This is a genomic window from Thalassotalea litorea (assembly GCF_005843925.1).
GTDB classification, from domain to species: domain Bacteria; phylum Pseudomonadota; class Gammaproteobacteria; order Enterobacterales; family Alteromonadaceae; genus Thalassotalea_A; species Thalassotalea_A litorea_A.
This window is the reverse complement of record NZ_VCBC01000006.1, coordinates 45,098-64,162: the sequence shown is the minus strand read 5'-3', so window position 1 is coordinate 64,162 and position 19,065 is coordinate 45,098. Positions and strand designations below refer to the sequence as shown.

Below are 19,065 nucleotides of genomic sequence, written 5' to 3'. Positions count from 1 at the left end.
CGACGAAGTTGTATATACAATTAGCGTTAATGTAGCATTTTTCAGTCAATTCGAAAACCCACCACCGGCATATCCCCGTAAAAATCATCCTTGATTACGATTTATTACGGTTTGAGTTTTGCTTTTTTTTTGATCCTTTGCTTTAATTACATCTTTCGGAACGAAACTTAGAACAATACATTCGAAACTTATGTCAAAACGCAATACTCAACAACGTCGTCATGTAATATTAAGCCATTTGGCCGAACAAGGCGAAGTCAGTGTCGATCAACTGGCAAATCAGTTCCAAACCTCCGAAGTAACCATACGTAAAGACTTAGCAGCTCTTGAAAACAGTGGTTTATTATTGCGCCGTTATGGTGGTGCGATCCCCCTGCCCCAAGAAATTACTCAGGCGGAAAACAACGAACAAGTTTCGAAACGAAAGTTATCCATTGCCCGAGAAGCGGCCCGCCATGTTAAAGACCATAACCGCATTATCATCGATAGTGGCCGTACAACGGCAGCGATCGTTCCCGAGCTCCGTCACAAGCATGGCCTGGTGGTGATGACAAATTCATTGTCTATCGCCAATCAAATCCACGAGCTGGAAAATGAGCCAACATTATTGATGACCGGCGGAACCTGGGATGCGACATCTGAAGCCTTTCAGGGGCAAGTGGCAGAACTGGTATTGCGCTCATACGACTTTGATCAGCTATTCATCGGTGCCGATGGCATTGATTTGGATCGAGGCACGACAACCTTCAATGAATTGATTGGCCTGAGTCAGGTCATGTCCGAGGTAGCCCGAGAGGTTATCGTGGTAGTGGAATCGGAAAAGATCGGCCGCCGGATCCCAAATCAGGAATTACCCTGGAGTTCTGTAGATACTCTAATTACTGACTCCGAATTAAGTTTGTCACTAAAACAGCAAATTGAAGCGCACCAGGTAAACGTTGTCTGTGCGCCTTAACTAAATTAACTAACCAAATTAACAGTTTAATTAGTCATCGAATACACAACTAGTTAAGCATTGAAATAACCCATTTTTAGAAACAGGAATCGAATTATGTGTGGAATTGTTGGTGCAGTCGCGCAACGTGATGTTGCTGATATTCTCGTCGAAGGATTACGTCGCCTTGAATACCGCGGTTATGATTCAGCCGGTGTGGCAATTATTAACAACGACAATGAGCTGCAACGCGTCCGTCGTTTGGGCAAAGTGCAGGAACTCGCCGATGCGGTGAATAACAACCCACTAAGTGGCGGTACCGGTATCGCCCATACCCGCTGGGCGACGCATGGTGTACCTAGTGAAGAGAATGCCCATCCTCATATCAGCAGTAATAATATTGCCGTGGTTCACAATGGCATTATCGAAAACCACCAGGAACTCAAAAACCTATTGATTGAACAAGGTTATGTGTTTACCTCACAAACCGATACAGAAGTGATCGCCCATCTCGTTGATCATTTACTGAAAACCGAAGCGTCTTTATTGGCTGCGGTACAAAAGGCCTGTAAACAGTTTATTGGCGCCTATGGAACGGTGATCATGGACCGCCGAGATCCGGAGCGTTTAGTTGTAGCTCGGTCTGGCAGCCCTTTGGTTATCGGTTATGGCCTTGGCGAAAATTTCCTCGCCTCAGATATGATGGCACTTTTACCTGTGACTCGTAAATTTGCGTTCTTAGAAGAAGGGGACGTTGCTGAAATCACTCGATTTGAAGTGAACATCTTCGATAAAAAAGGAAATGCCGTCGAGCGTGATGCAACAGAAGCACAGGTTAGCCATGATGCTGGTGACAAAGGTGAGTACCGTCACTACATGCTTAAAGAGATTTATGAGCAACCGACGGCGATTCGCAATACGTTAGAAAATCGCATTATTGACAATCAAATCAATACCGAAGCTTTTGCTGGTGATGGTGTAAATGCCGATCAAATTTTAAAAGACATTGACCACGTACAAATCATCGCCTGTGGCACCAGTTATCACTCTGGCATGGTTGCCCGTTATTGGCTTGAGCAATATGCCGGGGTTTCCTGCAATATCGAAATCGCCAGTGAGTTTCGTTATCGCAAATCTTTTGTCCCGAAAAATGCCCTGTTAGTCACCATTTCCCAATCGGGTGAAACCGCTGATACTTTAGCAGCCTTACGTTTGGGTAAAGAATTGGGTTATGCCTCAAGTTTGACCATCTGCAACGTTCCTGGCTCATCATTGGTTCGTGAATCGGATATGGCGTTTATGACCAAAGCCGGTGCAGAAATAGGTGTTGCGTCGACAAAAGCCTTTACCACACAATTAGTGGGCCTGATGATGATGACCATTGCCATCGGCAAAAACAAAGGCATGACGCCAGAATTGCAACAAGAACTGGTGCAATCTTTAATGAGTTTACCGGCGAAAATTGACGAAGTTCTGGCGTTAGCAAAAGACATCGAAGCCCTGGCGGAAGACTTTGCCGATAAACACCACTCCCTGTTTTTAGGTCGTGGTGATCAATACCCAATCGCCATGGAAGGGGCGTTAAAGCTTAAGGAAATCTCCTACATTCATGCAGAAGCCTACGCCGCCGGCGAGCTAAAACACGGACCACTGGCGTTAATTGACGCCGATATGCCGGTGATTGTGGTGGCGCCGAACAATGATTTGATTGAAAAACTAAAATCAAACGTTGAAGAGGTTCGGGCCCGTGGCGGTTTGATGTATGTGTTTGCCGATACCGATGCAAAATTTGCCAGTGATGACACCATGAAAGTTATCCAGGTACCGCATTGTGATGAAGCCATAGCACCGATTGTTTATACCCTGCCATTGCAGTTGCTTTCTTACTATGTAGCGATTATCAAGGGTACCGATGTAGACCAACCACGGAATCTGGCAAAATCGGTTACGGTTGAATAGATATCAAGTAACCTTTTGCCGCGGTGTCCTGTACTGATAGTTCGACACTATTTCAGAACAGGACACTCCGGGTTGATATCCAGTGCGATACGCTTTTCGCCTACGTTACTCCTGAATAGCTTCCATATCCTTAATCAATTCATCGAGCTTGGCAAACTGTCGTCCGTATAAAGAATTCATATCTAGTCGGTAAATTGCAGCCGCAAAATACGCGAGACTGAACGCAACAATAATCACCCCGACAGGGAAAACGACAGGAATGCCGAATAGCTGAGGAATGGCCGGATAATCCTTGGCTAAACCAGAAATAATTGATCGGCCGATATCGGAAAAACCGAATCGCGTGACACAAAGAATAAACACTGCTGGATAAAAATAACGATAAATAGCGGTATAAGTTGCGATAAAACCTTTTAGCCAGCCATCAAATGACTTTAAATAGTGATAGCTGTTATCGTCCTTATCAAGCAGTTCGAGTTGCCTGACCTGTCGCTTACCAATAACCACCAGAGCAAAAATCATAATGCCCAGAATGACACCTAAAATCGGCGCGCCGACAAACGTCAGCCCCATAAAAATAACCATAGCGCCAATTATCAGGCCTATGAGGTTGTAACCAATGGTGCGTATCAGCTTATCGACGATATTTTTTGATTTTTGTTGATACAGCTGGTTAATTCTTGGTGCGATCAAGGCATTATCGTCGACAAAGCCTTCCTTCCAGATAGATTCTATTGATTTACTCATTTAACTCTCCTGCCGGTTTAATATCTTGTTCAGTCGTTGCTTGATACGACCAATTCGAACACCTATATTGTTGAAATTAGTGCCAATTATGTCTGCTATTTGCTGGTAAGATTTTTCCTCCAGATAAAGTAGTATCACCGCTCGATCTACTTCAGATAATTGCCGAATCGCCGTATACAATTGCTCTATAGAACTATCATGAAAGTTGGCAACCTCCTGTTGTGCCCCTGCAGGGAGTGCATCAGAAGCAAAAATCTGGTGGTGATTACAGGTCTTTTTTAAATAGGTTAAGCAAACATTCAGAGATATCTTGTAAACCCAGGTCGACCACTCGCACTGCTGATTAAACCTGTCATTGCTACGCCAAATCTGTAGACAAACCTCCTGGTAATAATCTTCAAAGTCTTCCTGCGAGTTGGTATAAGCTCGACAAATTTTTATGATGATGCCGGCATGAGGCAATATCATGCTCTGATAAAAGTCACTTCCCATTATTATTATCAATACCCCTGATGTTCGACTTATCTAGTTAGTGGCAGAAACTACAATTTATTACACCTAGGTAGAAAATATTTTTAAAATCATGAAAATGATTAGACACGTCGACTAGATGTTTTAGCCAGCCAGTATGCGCCATAGTCCTTGTCAGATGGAAGAGGAAACCTACTCGTATTCCTGATTAAATAGGGTTGTTGACTGATTTGCGTGGGGAGATTAATTGCAGTAAAAGCCTGACTTGATATCAGGCTTTTTATTTATCGTTTGAGGAAGGTTATTTGCTAACCGCTTCCATACCCTCACCCGATTCACCTAATTTGATGCCGCTAACATATTCCAAACCATGGGGGATTTGAATACTGCTGTTGGCAAATGCATCACCTTGCGGCTGTGCACGACCACCGTTACAGGAAGCCAGGAAAGATTCTGCCACCGCATAGAATGACAAATTATTTTCTGGCTTGGCAAAACCATGACCTTCATCCGGATATAGCACGTAGGTCACCGGAATGTTTTTTGCTTTCATCGCTTCAACAATTTGATCAGATTCTGCTTGTTTTACTCTTGGATCATTCGCACCCTGAGCAATCAGTAACGGTTTATTAATATCATCCACTTTAAACAATGGTGAACGATCGGCTAATAAGGCCTTGCCTTCTTCCGAACTTGGGTCACCAATGGCGCGATAGAAAGTTTGTTTAAAGCTTTCCCAATAAGGCGGTATCGATTCGAGTAACGTTTGCAAATTTGAAGGGCCAACAATATCGACACCACAGGTGAACTCATCCGGGGTATATGTCAATCCAACCAGCGTCGCGTATCCGCCATAACTGCCGCCCATAATCGCTACGGTATCTTTTTCAGTAATCCCTTGCGAAACCGCCCAGCGTTTAGCATCAATTAAGTCATCATGCATGGCACCGGCCCACTCACCATTACCGGCATTAACAAAGTCTTTACCAAACCCGGTTGAAGCCCGAAAGTTTACTTGCAGCACCGCATAACCTCGGTTTGCGAGCCATTGGATATCTCCTCGATAGCCGTACGCATCACGCCCCCATGGGCCGCCATGTACCAATAACACCATTGGCACTGGCTTGTCAGCTTTACCGTCCTGATCAGGGTCGGATTCAAGCGGTAATGTGTAATAGGAAACCAAATCCATATTGTCACGAGACTTGATCACAGCGCCGTGCATTTTCACCAAAGGCAGCCCTTCAAGATCCGGATTGGTGACAAACATTTCGCTGAGCTCGCCGGTTTTAGTATCAAACACTTTGTAAACAGGTGATTCATCACTTTCGTCGGTATATACCGTCCAATAACGATTATCGAGTGTTTGCGCCAACACTTGTGAGCCACCGGATAGCTGATCATTAAGTTTGCTGATTGTACCTTCCATATCGGAGTCAATGGCGTACCAAATCGGTCGTATTTTATCGATGGCATAGGCTATCGGTTTATGGCTATCGGGATCAAATAAGACCGCACCGATGTCGACATTGTCATCACTGGCAATAACGGTTTTTTCCATCGAGTCTAAATTTAGATGCACTAGCACAGAGGTATTACGGTCACGACTATCAAGCATATAAATGCCCATATTATCATTATCAAAACCGACAATGTTCGTCGTCAATGTGTCAGTAAATGGGATTGAGAATATTTCTCTCCAACCGGCCCCTTCTTTTTGCAATATTTGATAACTGCCATCCGCTAAAGGCTTCATTGCCAGGCGCACATCCAGATTATTGTCGACGATGATAGCACCAAGACCCGTTGCGTCTGCCAATAACGTCCGCTCACCACTTGCCATATCGACTGAATACGCGTCGTGCCATTTCGGGTCGCGATCATTCAGGCCAACAATGACAACACCTGGTTTGGATTTACTTTGGGCTATCACGTTCGCACGGGTATTTTCATATGGGGTTAGGTTTTTCGTATCACCCGTTTTCAAATCAACGGCATAAAGGTGCCAGTTTTCATCGCCATCTTTATCTTGTGTATACATCACATATTGACCATCTTTCGACCAAAAATGTACCGGAATTCCTCGCCCACTATCATGGGTAACCGGTTTTACACTGTCAAAATCACCGAGTTTACCGACAAATACATTCATTACCCCATTTAAAGGAGCGCGAAAGCTCATCATTTCACCGTCAGGACTGATACGGCCTTGAAAACGACTCGGGTTGCCAAATAAAACTTTGCGGTCAATTAATTCAGGTGCAGAAACTTGCGTATCTGTTTGGTTATTAACCAGTGGTTCTTGTTGAGTGTTGGATTCACTTGTTGAGGAGTTGCAGCCGGCAATAACGGCACTGAAGGTTAGCAATATTGCTATGGAATTTCGCATAGGTTTTCCTTTTTTAATTCGAAAGAATTTTTAAGCCGGGAAAACAGCAATAAGCCATTTCCACAACATTTAGGAAATATCACCTATAAACCCTTAGAACCCATTACGGTAAATCGAGAGCAGATTTCCCGTAATTGGCGTAATCGCTTGTTATTAATAATTTTATACTTTAGTTCATTTTGCAAGGTAGCATTATTATTTGCTTACAACTTATTCTCAATAAGTCCATTAAGAGACCATAATTATTGCTAATAATTACTTCAATTGACGCATAAACATAAATTAGGTTTCTAAAATCCGAACGAGAGTTTTATCGCCTCACATAAGCAATCATTAAAATGTTGCACCGAGTATCAACATTGGCCCCTGGAATTGATATTCCACGTTCAGTCCACCATTGTCGCGATTGTCATCCACGGTAACTTCATAGTAACGCCAACCTAAATCCGTATGCCAGGTATCCGAAAAGTTGTATTTAACACCGGCATGCAAATCAACCAATTGTCCTTCGATGTTATCGATTTTGATTTTAAAATAGTGCGCGTGAGTATTAATGCTCCAATTCTCCGTCAGCTGATAATCGGCAGATAAGCCAATGTCAGGAAGCGGTGCGGTAACATCGGAAAATACCGAATTATCGGGGTCGGTTTGTGCACAGCCAACATTATTTTCTCTTTTGTCACAAACTTCGATTTGACCTTCAAAACCTAACTCAAAATACATCACATGCAAGCCAATGGATATTCCAAAATCCAATCGCTCACCGTTGTAAAACTTATAACCATAACCAATTCGAGAAATATCAACATTCATTGAACTCGATAACTCTGCATTGCCATCGACAATATACGTTTCATTTTCGTAGTCAAATTCAAAAGGTTCAACACTGCCTGTGGTAGTCGATTGGCGATGCAAGCGAATATAATCAAAGTAGACATAATGTCGATCGTTAAAGGCATAATTGATTTTAAAATATGGCAGCAGCTCTTCTTCCTTGAGTTCAAGGTCGCGTTCAAAATCCAAGCGTAAATCGACTTGCTGCTGTAATTCATCAACCGCAGAACGTGCGTTTAAAGAAGAGTCGGTTTTCGCATAAAAGCCACCGACTTCGATGGTAAAATCCCCTGCGTTTACTGCAACAGGTAATAAAAATAGAGGCACTAGGACAGCGACGAAACAGCCCTTGCATACAACAGAGTTCATAACTACATCCTCAATTGCCAGTCTTCGCCTGTAAAAACCCTAGTCGAATAACAAGGCGAGCGCAAAGGCATCTCGATGCTATTGCCGCGGCTTCAATGAAATGAAATCATTAACTTCATGATTTAAAAATCGTTTTGTTATGAAACATAAAGAATCGCCAATAATAGCTTTATTCAATCAATTGCTGCATATCAATCTATATTTTCAATTGTATACCTTTGCAAGGGTCATTTTTACTTCCCTTAGCAGTCCCCCTACCATCTGCGAGCCTATCATCTATGCTGTAAAGACACCCACAAAATGCGGAGTCCGCCATGTTCGAAAATAAGGAAGGACAAAAAGTCCCAAGTGTCAGCTTTCCCTTGCGAGTGAATAACGAATGGAAAACAGTAAAGAGCGATGAATTGTTCGCTGGAAAAACCGTCGCGGTATTTTCATTGCCCGGCGCATTCACACCAACGTGTTCTTCAACCCATCTCCCCCGATTCAATGAATTGGCGGCTACACTCAAAGAGAATGGCGTCGATGAAATTGTCTGTGTTTCCGTGAACGATACATTCGTAATGAACGCCTGGGGTGCCGACCAGGAGTGCGAAAACATTACCTTGATCCCGGATGGCAACGGCGATTTTACTGACGGCATGGGCATGTTGGTTGATAAACAGGATCTTGGGTTTGGTAAACGCAGCTGGCGTTACTCGATGTTAGTGAAAGACGGGGTTATCGACAAAATGTTTATTGAGCCAAATATTCCCGGCGATCCATTTGAAGTTTCTGATGCCGATACAATGCTGGAATACATCAACCCTGATGCCGCTAAGCCACAAGCAGTTAGTATTTTCTCGAAACCCGGATGTCCATTTTGTATTAAAGCCAAAGAAATACTGACCGCAAATGGTTATCGCTACGAGGAAATCTTGTTGGGCAAAGGCATTACGCTAACGTCATTGAAAGCCATTACGGGTCAGGAAAGTACGCCTCAGGTTTATATTGAAGGAGAGCATATTGGCGGCAGTGATCAGCTAGCAGACTTTTTATCTAAATAATCGGTAATGGACAAATCGCAATTGGCACTTGCCTTTCACCGGCGGACATTCCCATAATAGAGCCAGAATTTATCCAAGGAGTTGTTTTTGATGTTAAAAAATTCTCTGGCTCGCGGTACGTTAGTGTTATTGCTTATTTGTTCCGTACTTTCCGGATGTGCCAGTCTAGGGTTGAAAGTGGAAGATCCAGAAATCGACGTTGTCGGCGTACGGATGTTACCAGTTAAAGGCTTTAGCCCTAAATTTGAAATCACCCTGGAAATATTCAACCCCAATGACTTTGAGTTAAATTTTTCCAAAGTCAGTTATCAGTTAGTGGTCAATGGCTCGTCATTATTTAGCGGAAATAAATATCAGGTTCCGCCGCTGCAACCATTTTCAACCCAGACGGTTACCCTGCAAGGGAAGGCCTCATTATTAAACAGCATTAAAGTCATCAAGCAATTCGCCGAGAAACCAAACCAGCCGGTTGATTATGAATTTAATGCCCGACTGGAATTTGCCAATTTATTACCCGATATTCCCATCAATAAAACCGGCACGTTTGACCCATCTACCTGGTAGTAATATTAACTGCCAGGTTGATTTATCTGACGATTGGTTAGATAAACTGAAAGCACAATACTCATCACGATGCAGCTCCCCCCTGCCAATAACCTAGCAAAGTCGACGTCTTCTCCAAACAAGGTAAATGCAAAGATCACAGCAAATGGCATATAGGCGTTATTCATTACCGCTAATGTTGTATTGGATACTTGAGTAGCGCCTTTATTCCAGCAATAAAATCCGAGGGCAGAAGAAATGACGCCAAGGTACAAGACTACCCAAAGCTGCTCGGTTTTCAGGTGCATTCGCTGGAAATCACCGAACGAGATGGTGTAGATTGACGCAAGCAATGCCGCCCCGAAATACATCCACATAAGATTAATTCCGTCACTGCTTTGCTGACCGTTTTTATCCGTACGATGTAGCTTGCAATATCGGACATACAAAACCTGACCGCAACCAAAGGCAAGGTTTGCTACCTGCAGCAGCATAAAACCGATAATAAAGTCATTACCTTCGACCGACTGGGCGACCATAATTGCGGCGCCTAATATCGATAGAGCAACGATTAAAGCATGTCGGTAGTCAAAGCGTTTTTCCAGAAAAGCATTTAATGCAAAAACGTAAATCGGCGTGAAAATGGTGAATACCGCCACGAGATAACCGGGGAGATATTGGTACGATTGAATGTAGGCGATATACATAACACCAAACTGCAATGCACCTAAGGCCATTAGCTTTATCGGTGAACGGTTACTTTTAAACCAAAACACCAGAGGCAGAAATGTAATGAAGCAAAGGCTCAAGCGAATTGCTGCCACGTATCCTGGGTCCACTCCGGCAAGTTGCCCTTTAATTAGCCCGAATGAAAATGCCCAAAGCAAAGAAACAAAAACTAAATAGCCCATATCGATTTTAATTTAAAGTAATGTTTATATAAGATCGCATTAGATGGAATTGCTTGACAAAAAGCAACTCCAATACGCGACCGTTTTCATTGCGGGCCGCGAAATACATTGTAATTCATGGTTAAAAAACACCCATCAAAAACAGGCGCCAAGCCCTATTTCTTCTGAAGATTGAGAAGATCTGACCAATAAAACCTTTTCACTTTTCCATAAAGATGGTTAAATAACTTCATGGTTTTCAAACGAAAACAATAATAAGGCGCGTTTATGAGTACTAAGCCAGAATCTAAGCTAGAGCTAAACCAAGAGATCGACGAACAACTGCAGTTGCTCGCCGGCGATATTTTTATTCAGCTTGAAGACAAGTTCTCTCATCTAGTAGAAAAACTGAATGCCAAAGCCGAGCAGCAGAAAAATCACGCTCTCGAACTTCAGAAAAAAGAGCTCGAACAAAAATTTACAGCCGTCCACGAAAAACTAAGCCGCTCTAAGCATGACACGGTTAATTTAAAATACAGTGAAATTGAACAGCTCAAGCATAAAATAGATCAGTACGAAGAAAAATATGCACAATTGAAAGATCGTACTCAAAAAGCTGAAAACCAATTAAAGACCAAGTCGAACAGCGAAGAAAAACTGCAAAAAGAACTGCGCCTTATCCAAGAAAATCGTGAACTGTTACAAAGCCAGCTCGATCCGCTCAGCAAAGAAAAAAATGGCCTGAGCAAAGACAATGTCAAGTTACAAACCCAGTTGGACAAGACCTCTTCACAATTAAAAGAACTGAAATCGGCCCACAGCGTTGAAATGAAAAACCTGCAGGCGGAATTGAAATCGCTAAAGGGTAGTGAAAATAAAAAGCTAGGCCAGCAAAAAGCTCTTAATGATGAATTAAAAGAACTAAAATCGGCGCTAGACACAGCAGAGCAGCACAGTCATAAAGCACAGGCCGAATTAACGCGTTTAAATGTAGCGCATGAGAAAAAAGTCGATGACTTACTCAAAGCTCACGATAAGCAACTCGCTGACTTGCAAAAATCCACGTCCTCAAAAGTCGAACAAGTAGATTCATTGCAAGCTCAGTTGAAAGCCTTACAAGCTAAAAATACCGGCCTGAACAATGACCTGAACACATTGAAACAGCAATTTCAGGACAATCAGGCGGAATTGAAAAAGCAGCAAGCGGCGCTGGACAAGGCAGAAAAATCACAAGCTAAAGCTGTAGAGCAGGCACAAAAAGGGCTATCTGACGAGGTCGTGCGACTACAAAAGCAGTTGCAGACAAGTGAAGCATCACTGCAAAAATCACAGCTTTCAGAAGATAAAGAAAAAACCAAGTTTGAGCAGCAAAAACAGCAACTTTTAGACATGAAAGCCGAACTTGCGAACACGCAAAAAGAGCTTTCTAAAGCGGCAAAAGAACAACAAAAACAGCAACAGATTCATGATATTTCGATAGCGAATCAGAAAAAAGCGTTTGAAGAGCAGCTGATTAGCATAAAAGCGGATAACGAAACCTTAGCGCAACAGCTCAAAGGCAACCTGTCTTCTGAATCTAAGCACATGAACATCATTGCCGATTTGGAAAAACAGTTGCGTCAGCAAGAAAATAATTTTGAATCGCAAATAAAGAAAAACAGCGTCGACTTATTAAAACAGCGTGAAGGTTACGAAGATAATATCGCTTCCCTGCAAGCGGAGCTCAATCAAAACAAATCGAAACTGGCCGATTTACAAGATTTGGAACTGGCGCTTAAACAAAACGAGCAAGAGAAGAAATCCCTGTGGGTTCAAACAAGCACGTTGAAAGACAAGGTGAGCCAAAAACAAGAGAAGTTGACCGAGCTTGAGTCGGAGTTTCGCAAGGTGAACGCTCAGTTAATGGCCGTTAAACAAAAATCCGAAACTCAGCTTGATCAAACCAAATCGAAGCAGCAGCAAGTCATTGCCAGCTTGAAGTCTGAAACAGAAGCCCTACTCGCGGATAAAGTTAATGAAGTACGCGAACTGCAGGCGCAACTAGAACAAGCACATGCGGGCAACGACCAGCAGCGAAACCATACAGATGCGATTATCAATCAGCTCAATCAAGATAAGAATTTACTTGAAAGTCGCTTACTCGAAGCACGCAATGAGCATTCCTCTGAAATTGAACAAATCGAAAAGCTTAAGCAACAACTTGCCGATGAAAGAGAAAAAATCTCTGACTTTGTTCAAAAAAATGCTGAGATTAAAAACCGTCAGGAAGACAGCAATACACAAATTCGTGAGACGCTTAAACAATTACGTGATGAGAATGCAGAGTTGCAAGCCAGACTATCGGAAGATGTGACTCAGCTTGAAAACCAAGTCACGGAATATCGTTTGAAGTTTGAATATGCACAAAAGCAATTAGCGGTGACAAGCTAATTGTGGATAAAGCGGCAAGATTATTATCTTGCCGCTGTCACGTTATAAATGTTCGAGCCCAATATAATTTTATGAACTAACGCCGCCGAGACTAGGTTGAGACTTGAGTTATTGCGGTCGCAATACTCGAATCCAGACATTCAGAATCCTCTATATCAATTCCCAGTTTTTCACAAATCGCCGGCATTAGCTTTAAAATAGTACGCTGGTTATGCAGCATTTCATTCATGTACACGTCAGGATGCAGGCGATAACGGTTGGCTCCAGTATTTTCTTCTTTGGCGGCATAACCAACATTTTCATGATTATCGTAAATCAGGTTAAGAAGCTCAGCGCGCAGTGGTACATTTCGTTCATAAGCGTTTTTCTTAACCAATTCCAGCCATTGTCGGTATTCGTTTATTGTCTTGTGTTTAAAGTCATTAAACTCGGGCAACAAATGAGATTGACGCGCACTTTTGCTAAACGCTAAATCCAACAGACAAGGTTCAATATTACAGGCCTCAGTATCCATCAAATTGAGATCCCAATTTTCCATAATTTCACTGATGTAGGCAGAGTAAAAACCATAAAGGTGAATGAGCGCTTTAAAGCTTTCGAAAATAAGCTGCACAATCGGGTGTGAAGAGAACTCTATCGGCAATTGTGCGCCTTTCTCGGCATATTTGGCGTAATCAATGGCTAGTTGTTCTGGAAAGTCATGAGGCAAGGCTATTCCTGCTTCTAATAGCGTATGCAGCACCTTCCAACATAAAAAGTCGTCTTCAACCAGCGTTAGCGGCTCGATATAATAACCGGTATCGTTAAATTCCAATGACAATGATGCGAGAAAGCGCACCAGAGCATCCCACTGATCGGCCTGTTCATTGCCACCAGTCCAAATAACAATGTCCGGATCTCGATTGCCAATTCCCGCAAGAGAAACCAAAAGTCTCTCCATTTCTTCGGAAAGGTATTCACCATTTTTCCACTTGCTGATTTGCGCACCAGACACGTCGAGCTGAGTTGCCAACGCTTTTTGGGTACAGCCAAGATTTGCCGTAACCAGCTTTATTAAATTACCGCCATTCATTTAACTACCTCTAACTACAATTAACTAATGACCTAATATTTTTCACTTAATTAAACACATCGAAATAGTTAAGTAAATAAGTTCACGCCATAACTTAACCAAAGCTGTCATTTTTCTTTACCTTGCACTGCATTGATTTCTTTGCATAAATAGGAAGTTAGCAACTAAAACAGGAATGGATAGCGATGAAAGCAATAATAAAAACGTCGATAATTGGGGTTTTCCTGTTTTTATTTTTCATTGGTCTATATGTATTTGGGCTAGTATTGGATACTGCCCAAAAGCCACCGCGATCTCTGCCGCAGACCAATATCGTCAATGACATCACAGGCCTAAATCCAATCTCGGTTGCAAAAATTATTGTCCCCAATAGCACGGATGAGATAGCAAAAGCCGTCCGCTCTCACAATGGCAAAATATCGATTGGCGGAGGTCGATATAGCCAGGGCGGCCAAATCGCGTTCGAAGACAGTTTACATCTCGATATGCGCCAGTTTAATGAAGTTCTCACGCTCAACGAAAAGCTTCAAACGATTCGTGTCCAAAGTGGCATAACCTGGCGCGAGCTTCAGGAATATATCGATCCCTACGACCTATCAGTCAAAATAATGCAATCCTATTCGAATTTTACAGTTGGAGGTTCTCTTAGCGTCAATGTCCATGGCCGCTATATCGGCGAAGGCCCAATTATTCGCTCCGTCAGCTCAATCACGCTTGTGTTGGCAAATGGGGAAGTTATTACCGCCTCACCAGATCAAAACCCTGAGCTTTATTTTTCCGCCATCGGAGGTTATGGCGGTATCGGTGTCATTGCGGAAGTTACCTTAGAATTAGAGAAAAACACGAAGGTACGACGTCAAAGCGTGACGATGGAACTCAATAATTACCCCGCGTACTTTGCAAAACAGGTCCTTAAAGATGAGCGTGTAATATTCCATAACGCCGATATCTACCCGCCTAATTACGAGAAGATGCGAGCAGTCAGCTGGACATTGACCGATCAACCAGTAACGGAATCAAAGCGATTGGTGGATAAGAATCAGGACTATCTTATCGAACCTGTATTAGCAGAGTTAGTCGCCCACCACGAAAGCGCTAAGTGGTTACGCCAATATATTCTCGAACCAGCTCTATATTCCTTCGATATGGTTCACTGGCGAAATTATGAAGCGAGCTATGATGTGAATCAGCTAGAACCGATAAATCGAGATACATACACTTACGCATTGCGAGAATATTTTGTACCCATTGATAAATTTGGAACATTTACAGAATCGATGGTCGATATTTTTCAAAAACATAACGTCAATGTGTTGAACGTTTCCGTTAGGCATGCATTGCCTGATACAGGATCTTACCTGGCATGGGCTGAACAAGAGGTTTTCGCGTTTGTCGTTTACTATCGCCAGCAAACAAATATTGAGGGAAGAAATAGAGTCAATCGGTGGAGTAAAGAAATGATTGATGCCGCGATATCGAGCGGCGGAACTTACTACCTACCCTATCAACTGCATGCCACTTCACAACAATTCCATCAGGCTTACCCAAGAGCAAATGAGTATTTTGCTGTAAAGAAGGTGGTGGATCCACATAATCGATTTAGTAATAAATTACTGGAACGGCATTTTCCCGTGACGAGCATGAACAAGGGAGCGGAGACCACACATGATTAAACCGCTTTCGTTCCTACTAATTGTTTTTTCATGCTCTACATTAGCTGCGCAAAGTACCTGCTACGGAACTACAGCTAACGGATCTTTGCAGCAAGGTGTAAAACTCCCTGCTGACGGAAAAAATTATGTTGGTTATAGTCGCATTGCACGAATTTCAGGCCGCACCTATGTACATTCAAAAGTAAAAGCAATCGTGGTAGACGCATATAAATTGCTGGAAGCCGAGCAACCGAACAAAGTCTTTAAATATGCAGAAACCGGATTTGCTGAAGGCGGAGAGTTCAAGCCTCATAAAACCCATCGTAATGGCCTGTCAGTGGATTTTATGACACCGGTTATCGACGAATCCGGTCAATCGGTTCATCTGCCAACCCACCCTTTTAACAAGTTTGGCTATGAGATCGAGTTTGATAGTAAAGACAGGTTTGAAGAATTTCAGCTAGACTACGTTGCGCTTGCCGCTCACATAGTAGCGTTGCATAAATCCGCAAAACAACATGGCGTCGATTTATGGCGGGTAATTTTCGATCCTAAGTTACAGCCTAAGCTCTTTGCAACTTCCTATGGTGAATATCTCCAACAACATATTCAATTTTCTAAACGGCGTTCCTGGGTCAGGCACGATGAACACTATCACGTCGACTTTGCCATTCAATGTCAGGAATTGAGTAAATGAAAAACGTGGTAATACTGGGTGGTTATGGAAACTTCGGCAAGCGCATATGCGAAGCGTTAATCGATTTAGATGCTGTGACGATTCATATCGCTGGTCGCAATATTGAAAAAGCCGAGGCACTCAAAAATCAGCTACAAGCCCAGGCAAACGCGATCATTAAAACGACACAACTCGATATTAACCATGCACAATTCGCCGAAAGGTTAACTGCTTTATCACCTTATTTAGTCATACATACTGGAGGCCCGTTTCAAGGACAGGACTACCGTGTACCTAAGGCCTGCATTGAAGCCAGCGCGCATTATATTGATTTAGCTGATGATCGAAGATTCGTATGTGATATCAAGACACTAAATACTCAGGCCAGAGATAAAGACGTACTATTGGTAAGTGGTGCCAGTTCTGTACCTGGTTTGTCATCGGCAGTGATTGATAATTATCGAGAACAATTTAACTCAATAAGCACCATTGACATTGCAATTGCACCCGGAAATAGAGCAGAACGGGGGTTAGCGACTGTTGCCGGCATACTTTCCTACACTGGTCACTCGTTTTCAGTGTTTCGAGACGGGATCTGGCAACAGGCCCACGGCTGGATGGATCCGAAAGTTGAAGATTTCGGCGAGTTTGGCCAAAAACGATACCTTGCCAATGTCGATATTCCGGATCTGGAGCTGTATCCAGACCTTTATCAAGTTAGCGAACGGGTGAGCTTTCAGGCTGGACTTGAACTAGGCATTTTACATTATGGGATGGTGGCCATGGCCTATTTAAGCAAAATTGGCTTGATAAAAAGTTGGCAACCGTTAGCTAAACCCATCGTTACCGCCAGCAATTTGTTCCGCTCGTTTGGCACCGATAAGGGCACGATGCGAGTCAAAATAACCGGTAGCAACCAGCAAGGGAAAAACCACGAAATATCCTGGACCTTAAATGCCCCCGATGGCAATGGTCCTTATATCCCAACCCTTTCAACCATCATTCTGGCGAGAAAACTTCTTTGCGACGAGGCAAGAGCACCTCTGTCCACAGGCGCCACACCTTGTGTAAATCTACTGAAGTTAGAGGATTTTGATCCATATTTTGACCACTATAAGATTCATCATCACTGCCAAATACCCGAACAAAACCAGGAGCAAGATCACAGTGTAGGACAAGACATCTGATGGATTATTATCTGACCCTTAAATTTCTTCATATCGTTGCCGCCGTTATTGTTGCTGGCACTGGCACCGGCATCGCGTTTTTCATGTTCATGGCGTATCGCTCTGACAACCCAATCGTTATCCAGATAACTGCCAATCACGTGATTATTGGCGACTGGCTGTTTACCACGCCAGCAGTCATCACCCAAATCACTACAGGTGTCTTACTGATGAAATTACAAGGTTATTCTTTTTCATCTCCCTGGTTTATTTGGATTTTAACCCTGATCCTTATTATTGCCGCTTGCTGGTTACCCGTGCTGAGAATCCAATATCGGTTAAGAGATTTAGCAACCGAATCAGTAATCGCGGAAAAAACCTTACCGGAATTTAAAAAATTAATGCGCTGGTGGATTGCACTTGGCTTCCCGGCTTTTATTGCTATCGTTATCATCTTCTATCTGATGGTGTTTAAACCGGTATCGGTTATATAGGCATGAATCAGGCGATGACTAAAAATAATCAACAAACATTAACAACACTTGCCATTTATTCTCTAGCCATTGTCTGGATATTCACCGGCCTGACATCAATATTTTTCGCCCCTGAAATTGGCCATCAATTATTGCAACAAGCCGGCTTTTCTGAAACCTTAGCTGACCTGGCCATTTATAGTGGCGCTATCATAGATATTGCTCTTGGTATCTGGCTTTTGTCTCGCTATGCCATCAGACTTTGCTGTACGATTCAGGTGATCATAATCGTTTCTTACACCCTGCTTCTGAGTGTTATCGCCCCAGAGTTTTGGTTGCATCCATTTGGCCCGGTCACCAAAAACTTACCCATGCTGGTATTGATTATGTTCGTTTACTCATCTGCAATTAAATCAGGGGAAAAAGGCTAAACCATGCGCAATTATTTGCAAAAAGGACTTTCGGTTTTAAAAGCTGCCGCCGATAAAGCGACCGATGAAATCGCCGCCGGGCTCTCTTTGGTTCAAGAAAAAGTAAATGGCCTGCCAGTATTTGTTTCCGCGGAAAAATCTGCCAATTACGGCGATCAGCAATTTGATGAAAAACATTATTTCGTAGTTCCTTTTAAGCCTTCCGAATATCAATTTGCATTGCACACGATGCGCTGTTTACCTAATGGCGTGCCGGAAATAAATAACCTGCCAAAGCGCCGGGTATTTCACTTTCCCGATGAGCACGCTGAGGTCATGTTAAAAACCTACATGGCACAATCGGCCGAAGCGATAGTCAGCGCCCGAAATGCTAATGAGCCCAATAGCCTGGAAGCACTGGCCGATGACATTGACGCATTAGATAAAAAACTCACCTACGGTATGTTGCTCGTAGGCGGCCTCGCAGCGATATTCAATCCACTGATTGGCGCCGGCATTGCGGCTAAAGCGCTGTTACCTGGCATAGGTACATTGCTGAATAAATATGGGCTGAGAGCCACCGGAGAAAAGCTCAATGAATATCAATTGAAGCAAAAAATTAAAGAAGCTCAGGATAATCTCGATCAAGAATTTTCAGACGCCAACACTTTGAAGATCATCAATCCAATTCTCGCGCAATTGGCTCGAGCAATTCGCACTGATGAAGGGGAATATGACCCTTTGTTAGAGGCGGATTTAATCAATAGTCAGATAAAAGATCTTAAAGGCGAACGTTGGCGCGAGCTCACACAAACCGCTATTTGCCATGTTTATCAAGAAGTTTATGAAAAACCCTCTTTGCATAAACAGGCAGGCCTAGGCCCGGAAGATATTCGCTGGCTTAAGGTGTTATTCGATACCAATCTTTGAATATCAACAAACCGATTAAATACAGGATTTAGAGCCTTAAGATCGAACCTATCGTATTCCTAAGTTAAATAGCT

At 43.0% G+C, this 19,065-nt stretch carries 17 protein-coding genes; 11 read left to right on the top strand and 6 right to left on the bottom strand.

The window, feature by feature from the left end:
• Positions 1 to 190 precede the first annotated feature (190 nt).
• A complete protein-coding gene (locus FE810_RS07210) occupies positions 191 to 955 on the top strand; it encodes a DeoR/GlpR family DNA-binding transcription regulator (protein WP_138319367.1) in 765 nt (254 codons plus the stop codon).
• Between the two features lie 96 nt (positions 956 to 1,051).
• Positions 1,052 to 2,893 carry a glutamine--fructose-6-phosphate transaminase (isomerizing) gene (gene glmS, locus FE810_RS07205; protein ID WP_138319366.1) on the top strand — a complete coding sequence of 614 codons (1,842 nt, stop codon included), beginning with the start codon at positions 1,052 to 1,054 and terminating at the stop codon, positions 2,891 to 2,893.
• Between the two features lie 105 nt (positions 2,894 to 2,998).
• Here glmS and FE810_RS07200 read toward each other — a convergent pair whose 3' ends face one another.
• The 4 genes from FE810_RS07200 to FE810_RS17205 all read right to left on the bottom strand — a co-directional run bounded on the left by FE810_RS07200 (position 2,999) and on the right by FE810_RS17205 (position 7,703).
• Positions 2,999 to 3,640, bottom strand: coding sequence for a hypothetical protein (locus FE810_RS07200; RefSeq protein ID WP_138319365.1), 642 nt, complete (start codon positions 3,638 to 3,640; stop codon positions 2,999 to 3,001).
• Positions 3,641 to 4,132, bottom strand: a complete 492-nt coding sequence (locus tag FE810_RS07195) for an RNA polymerase sigma factor (protein WP_138319364.1) — start codon at positions 4,130 to 4,132, stop codon at positions 3,641 to 3,643.
• Positions 4,133 to 4,412: 280 nt separating this feature from the next.
• On the bottom strand, positions 4,413 to 6,500 hold the full coding sequence (locus tag FE810_RS07190) for a S9 family peptidase (protein ID WP_138319363.1): 2,088 nt from the start codon (positions 6,498 to 6,500) through the stop codon (positions 4,413 to 4,415).
• Positions 6,501 to 6,833: 333 nt separating this feature from the next.
• Positions 6,834 to 7,703 (bottom strand): DUF481 domain-containing protein, encoded by an 870-nt coding sequence (locus FE810_RS17205; protein ID WP_246036963.1) that lies wholly within the window; start codon positions 7,701 to 7,703, stop codon positions 6,834 to 6,836.
• 314 nt (positions 7,704 to 8,017) lie between these two features.
• On the opposite strand from FE810_RS17205, the gene FE810_RS07180 reads away from it, so the two are divergent.
• Together FE810_RS07180 and FE810_RS07175 are read left to right on the top strand one after the other, a co-directional pair.
• Entirely contained in the window at positions 8,018 to 8,749 is a 732-nt protein-coding gene (locus FE810_RS07180; RefSeq protein ID WP_138319362.1) for a glutathione peroxidase, read from the top strand.
• Positions 8,750 to 8,839: 90 nt separating this feature from the next.
• Complete coding sequence (locus FE810_RS07175) at positions 8,840 to 9,313, top strand: LEA/WHy family protein (RefSeq protein ID WP_138319361.1); 474 nt, start codon at positions 8,840 to 8,842, stop codon at positions 9,311 to 9,313.
• 5 nt (positions 9,314 to 9,318) lie between these two features.
• On the opposite strand, the gene FE810_RS07170 is transcribed toward FE810_RS07175, so the two are convergent.
• On the bottom strand, positions 9,319 to 10,203 hold the full coding sequence (locus FE810_RS07170) for an EamA family transporter (protein ID WP_138319360.1): 885 nt from the start codon (positions 10,201 to 10,203) through the stop codon (positions 9,319 to 9,321).
• Positions 10,204 to 10,470: 267 nt separating this feature from the next.
• On the opposite strand from FE810_RS07170, the gene FE810_RS07165 reads away from it, so the two are divergent.
• The gene (locus tag FE810_RS07165; RefSeq protein ID WP_138319359.1) at positions 10,471 to 12,612 is read left to right on the top strand and encodes a coiled-coil domain-containing protein; all 2,142 of its coding nucleotides are present in this window, start codon (positions 10,471 to 10,473) and stop codon (positions 12,610 to 12,612) included.
• Positions 12,613 to 12,703: 91 nt separating this feature from the next.
• On the opposite strand, the gene FE810_RS07160 is transcribed toward FE810_RS07165, so the two are convergent.
• Positions 12,704 to 13,684 (bottom strand): XRE family transcriptional regulator, encoded by a 981-nt coding sequence (locus FE810_RS07160; RefSeq protein ID WP_138319358.1) that lies wholly within the window; start codon positions 13,682 to 13,684, stop codon positions 12,704 to 12,706.
• Between the two features lie 185 nt (positions 13,685 to 13,869).
• On the opposite strand from FE810_RS07160, the gene FE810_RS07155 reads away from it, so the two are divergent.
• From FE810_RS07155 to FE810_RS17200, 6 genes are read left to right on the top strand one after another with little or no spacing between them, the layout of a single operon-like run.
• Positions 13,870 to 15,357: an FAD-binding oxidoreductase gene (locus tag FE810_RS07155; protein WP_138319357.1), complete on the top strand. Its 1,488-nt coding sequence runs from the start codon at positions 13,870 to 13,872 to the stop codon at positions 15,355 to 15,357.
• Positions 15,350 to 16,033, top strand: a complete 684-nt coding sequence (locus FE810_RS07150; protein ID WP_138319356.1) for a penicillin-insensitive murein endopeptidase — start codon at positions 15,350 to 15,352, stop codon at positions 16,031 to 16,033. Before FE810_RS07155 ends, FE810_RS07150 begins: the two co-directional genes overlap by 8 nt.
• Complete coding sequence (locus FE810_RS07145) at positions 16,030 to 17,199, top strand: saccharopine dehydrogenase family protein (protein ID WP_138319355.1); 1,170 nt, start codon at positions 16,030 to 16,032, stop codon at positions 17,197 to 17,199. The genes FE810_RS07150 and FE810_RS07145 overlap by 4 nt, the downstream gene beginning before the upstream one ends.
• A complete protein-coding gene (locus FE810_RS07140) occupies positions 17,199 to 17,672 on the top strand; it encodes a DUF2269 family protein (RefSeq protein ID WP_138319354.1) in 474 nt (157 codons plus the stop codon). Before FE810_RS07145 ends, FE810_RS07140 begins: the two co-directional genes overlap by 1 nt.
• Before the next feature lie 14 nt (positions 17,673 to 17,686).
• Positions 17,687 to 18,082: a DoxX-like family protein gene (locus FE810_RS07135; protein ID WP_138319353.1), complete on the top strand. Its 396-nt coding sequence runs from the start codon at positions 17,687 to 17,689 to the stop codon at positions 18,080 to 18,082.
• Positions 18,083 to 18,085: 3 nt separating this feature from the next.
• Positions 18,086 to 18,991, top strand: coding sequence for a hypothetical protein (locus tag FE810_RS17200; protein WP_246036962.1), 906 nt, complete (start codon positions 18,086 to 18,088; stop codon positions 18,989 to 18,991).
• Positions 18,992 to 19,065 lie beyond the last annotated feature (74 nt).

Bases quoted from the DNA above. Each gene is read 5' to 3' on its own strand.
- FE810_RS07210 (WP_138319367.1), top strand. From the start codon at position 191: ATGTCAAAACGCAATACTCAACAACGTCGTCATGTAATATTAAGCCAT.
- glmS (WP_138319366.1), top strand. From the start codon at position 1,052: ATGTGTGGAATTGTTGGTGCAGTCGCGCAACGTGATGTTGCTGATATT.
- FE810_RS07200 (WP_138319365.1), bottom strand. From the start codon at position 3,640: ATGAGTAAATCAATAGAATCTATCTGGAAGGAAGGCTTTGTCGACGAT.
- FE810_RS07195 (WP_138319364.1), bottom strand. From the start codon at position 4,132: ATGGGAAGTGACTTTTATCAGAGCATGATATTGCCTCATGCCGGCATC.
- FE810_RS07190 (WP_138319363.1), bottom strand. From the start codon at position 6,500: ATGCGAAATTCCATAGCAATATTGCTAACCTTCAGTGCCGTTATTGCC.
- FE810_RS17205 (WP_246036963.1), bottom strand. From the start codon at position 7,703: ATGAACTCTGTTGTATGCAAGGGCTGTTTCGTCGCTGTCCTAGTGCCT.
- FE810_RS07180 (WP_138319362.1), top strand. From the start codon at position 8,018: ATGTTCGAAAATAAGGAAGGACAAAAAGTCCCAAGTGTCAGCTTTCCC.
- FE810_RS07175 (WP_138319361.1), top strand. From the start codon at position 8,840: ATGTTAAAAAATTCTCTGGCTCGCGGTACGTTAGTGTTATTGCTTATT.
- FE810_RS07170 (WP_138319360.1), bottom strand. From the start codon at position 10,203: ATGGGCTATTTAGTTTTTGTTTCTTTGCTTTGGGCATTTTCATTCGGG.
- FE810_RS07165 (WP_138319359.1), top strand. From the start codon at position 10,471: ATGAGTACTAAGCCAGAATCTAAGCTAGAGCTAAACCAAGAGATCGAC.
- FE810_RS07160 (WP_138319358.1), bottom strand. From the start codon at position 13,684: ATGAATGGCGGTAATTTAATAAAGCTGGTTACGGCAAATCTTGGCTGT.
- FE810_RS07155 (WP_138319357.1), top strand. From the start codon at position 13,870: ATGAAAGCAATAATAAAAACGTCGATAATTGGGGTTTTCCTGTTTTTA.
- FE810_RS07150 (WP_138319356.1), top strand. From the start codon at position 15,350: ATGATTAAACCGCTTTCGTTCCTACTAATTGTTTTTTCATGCTCTACA.
- FE810_RS07145 (WP_138319355.1), top strand. From the start codon at position 16,030: ATGAAAAACGTGGTAATACTGGGTGGTTATGGAAACTTCGGCAAGCGC.
- FE810_RS07140 (WP_138319354.1), top strand. From the start codon at position 17,199: ATGGATTATTATCTGACCCTTAAATTTCTTCATATCGTTGCCGCCGTT.
- FE810_RS07135 (WP_138319353.1), top strand. From the start codon at position 17,687: ATGACTAAAAATAATCAACAAACATTAACAACACTTGCCATTTATTCT.
- FE810_RS17200 (WP_246036962.1), top strand. From the start codon at position 18,086: ATGCGCAATTATTTGCAAAAAGGACTTTCGGTTTTAAAAGCTGCCGCC.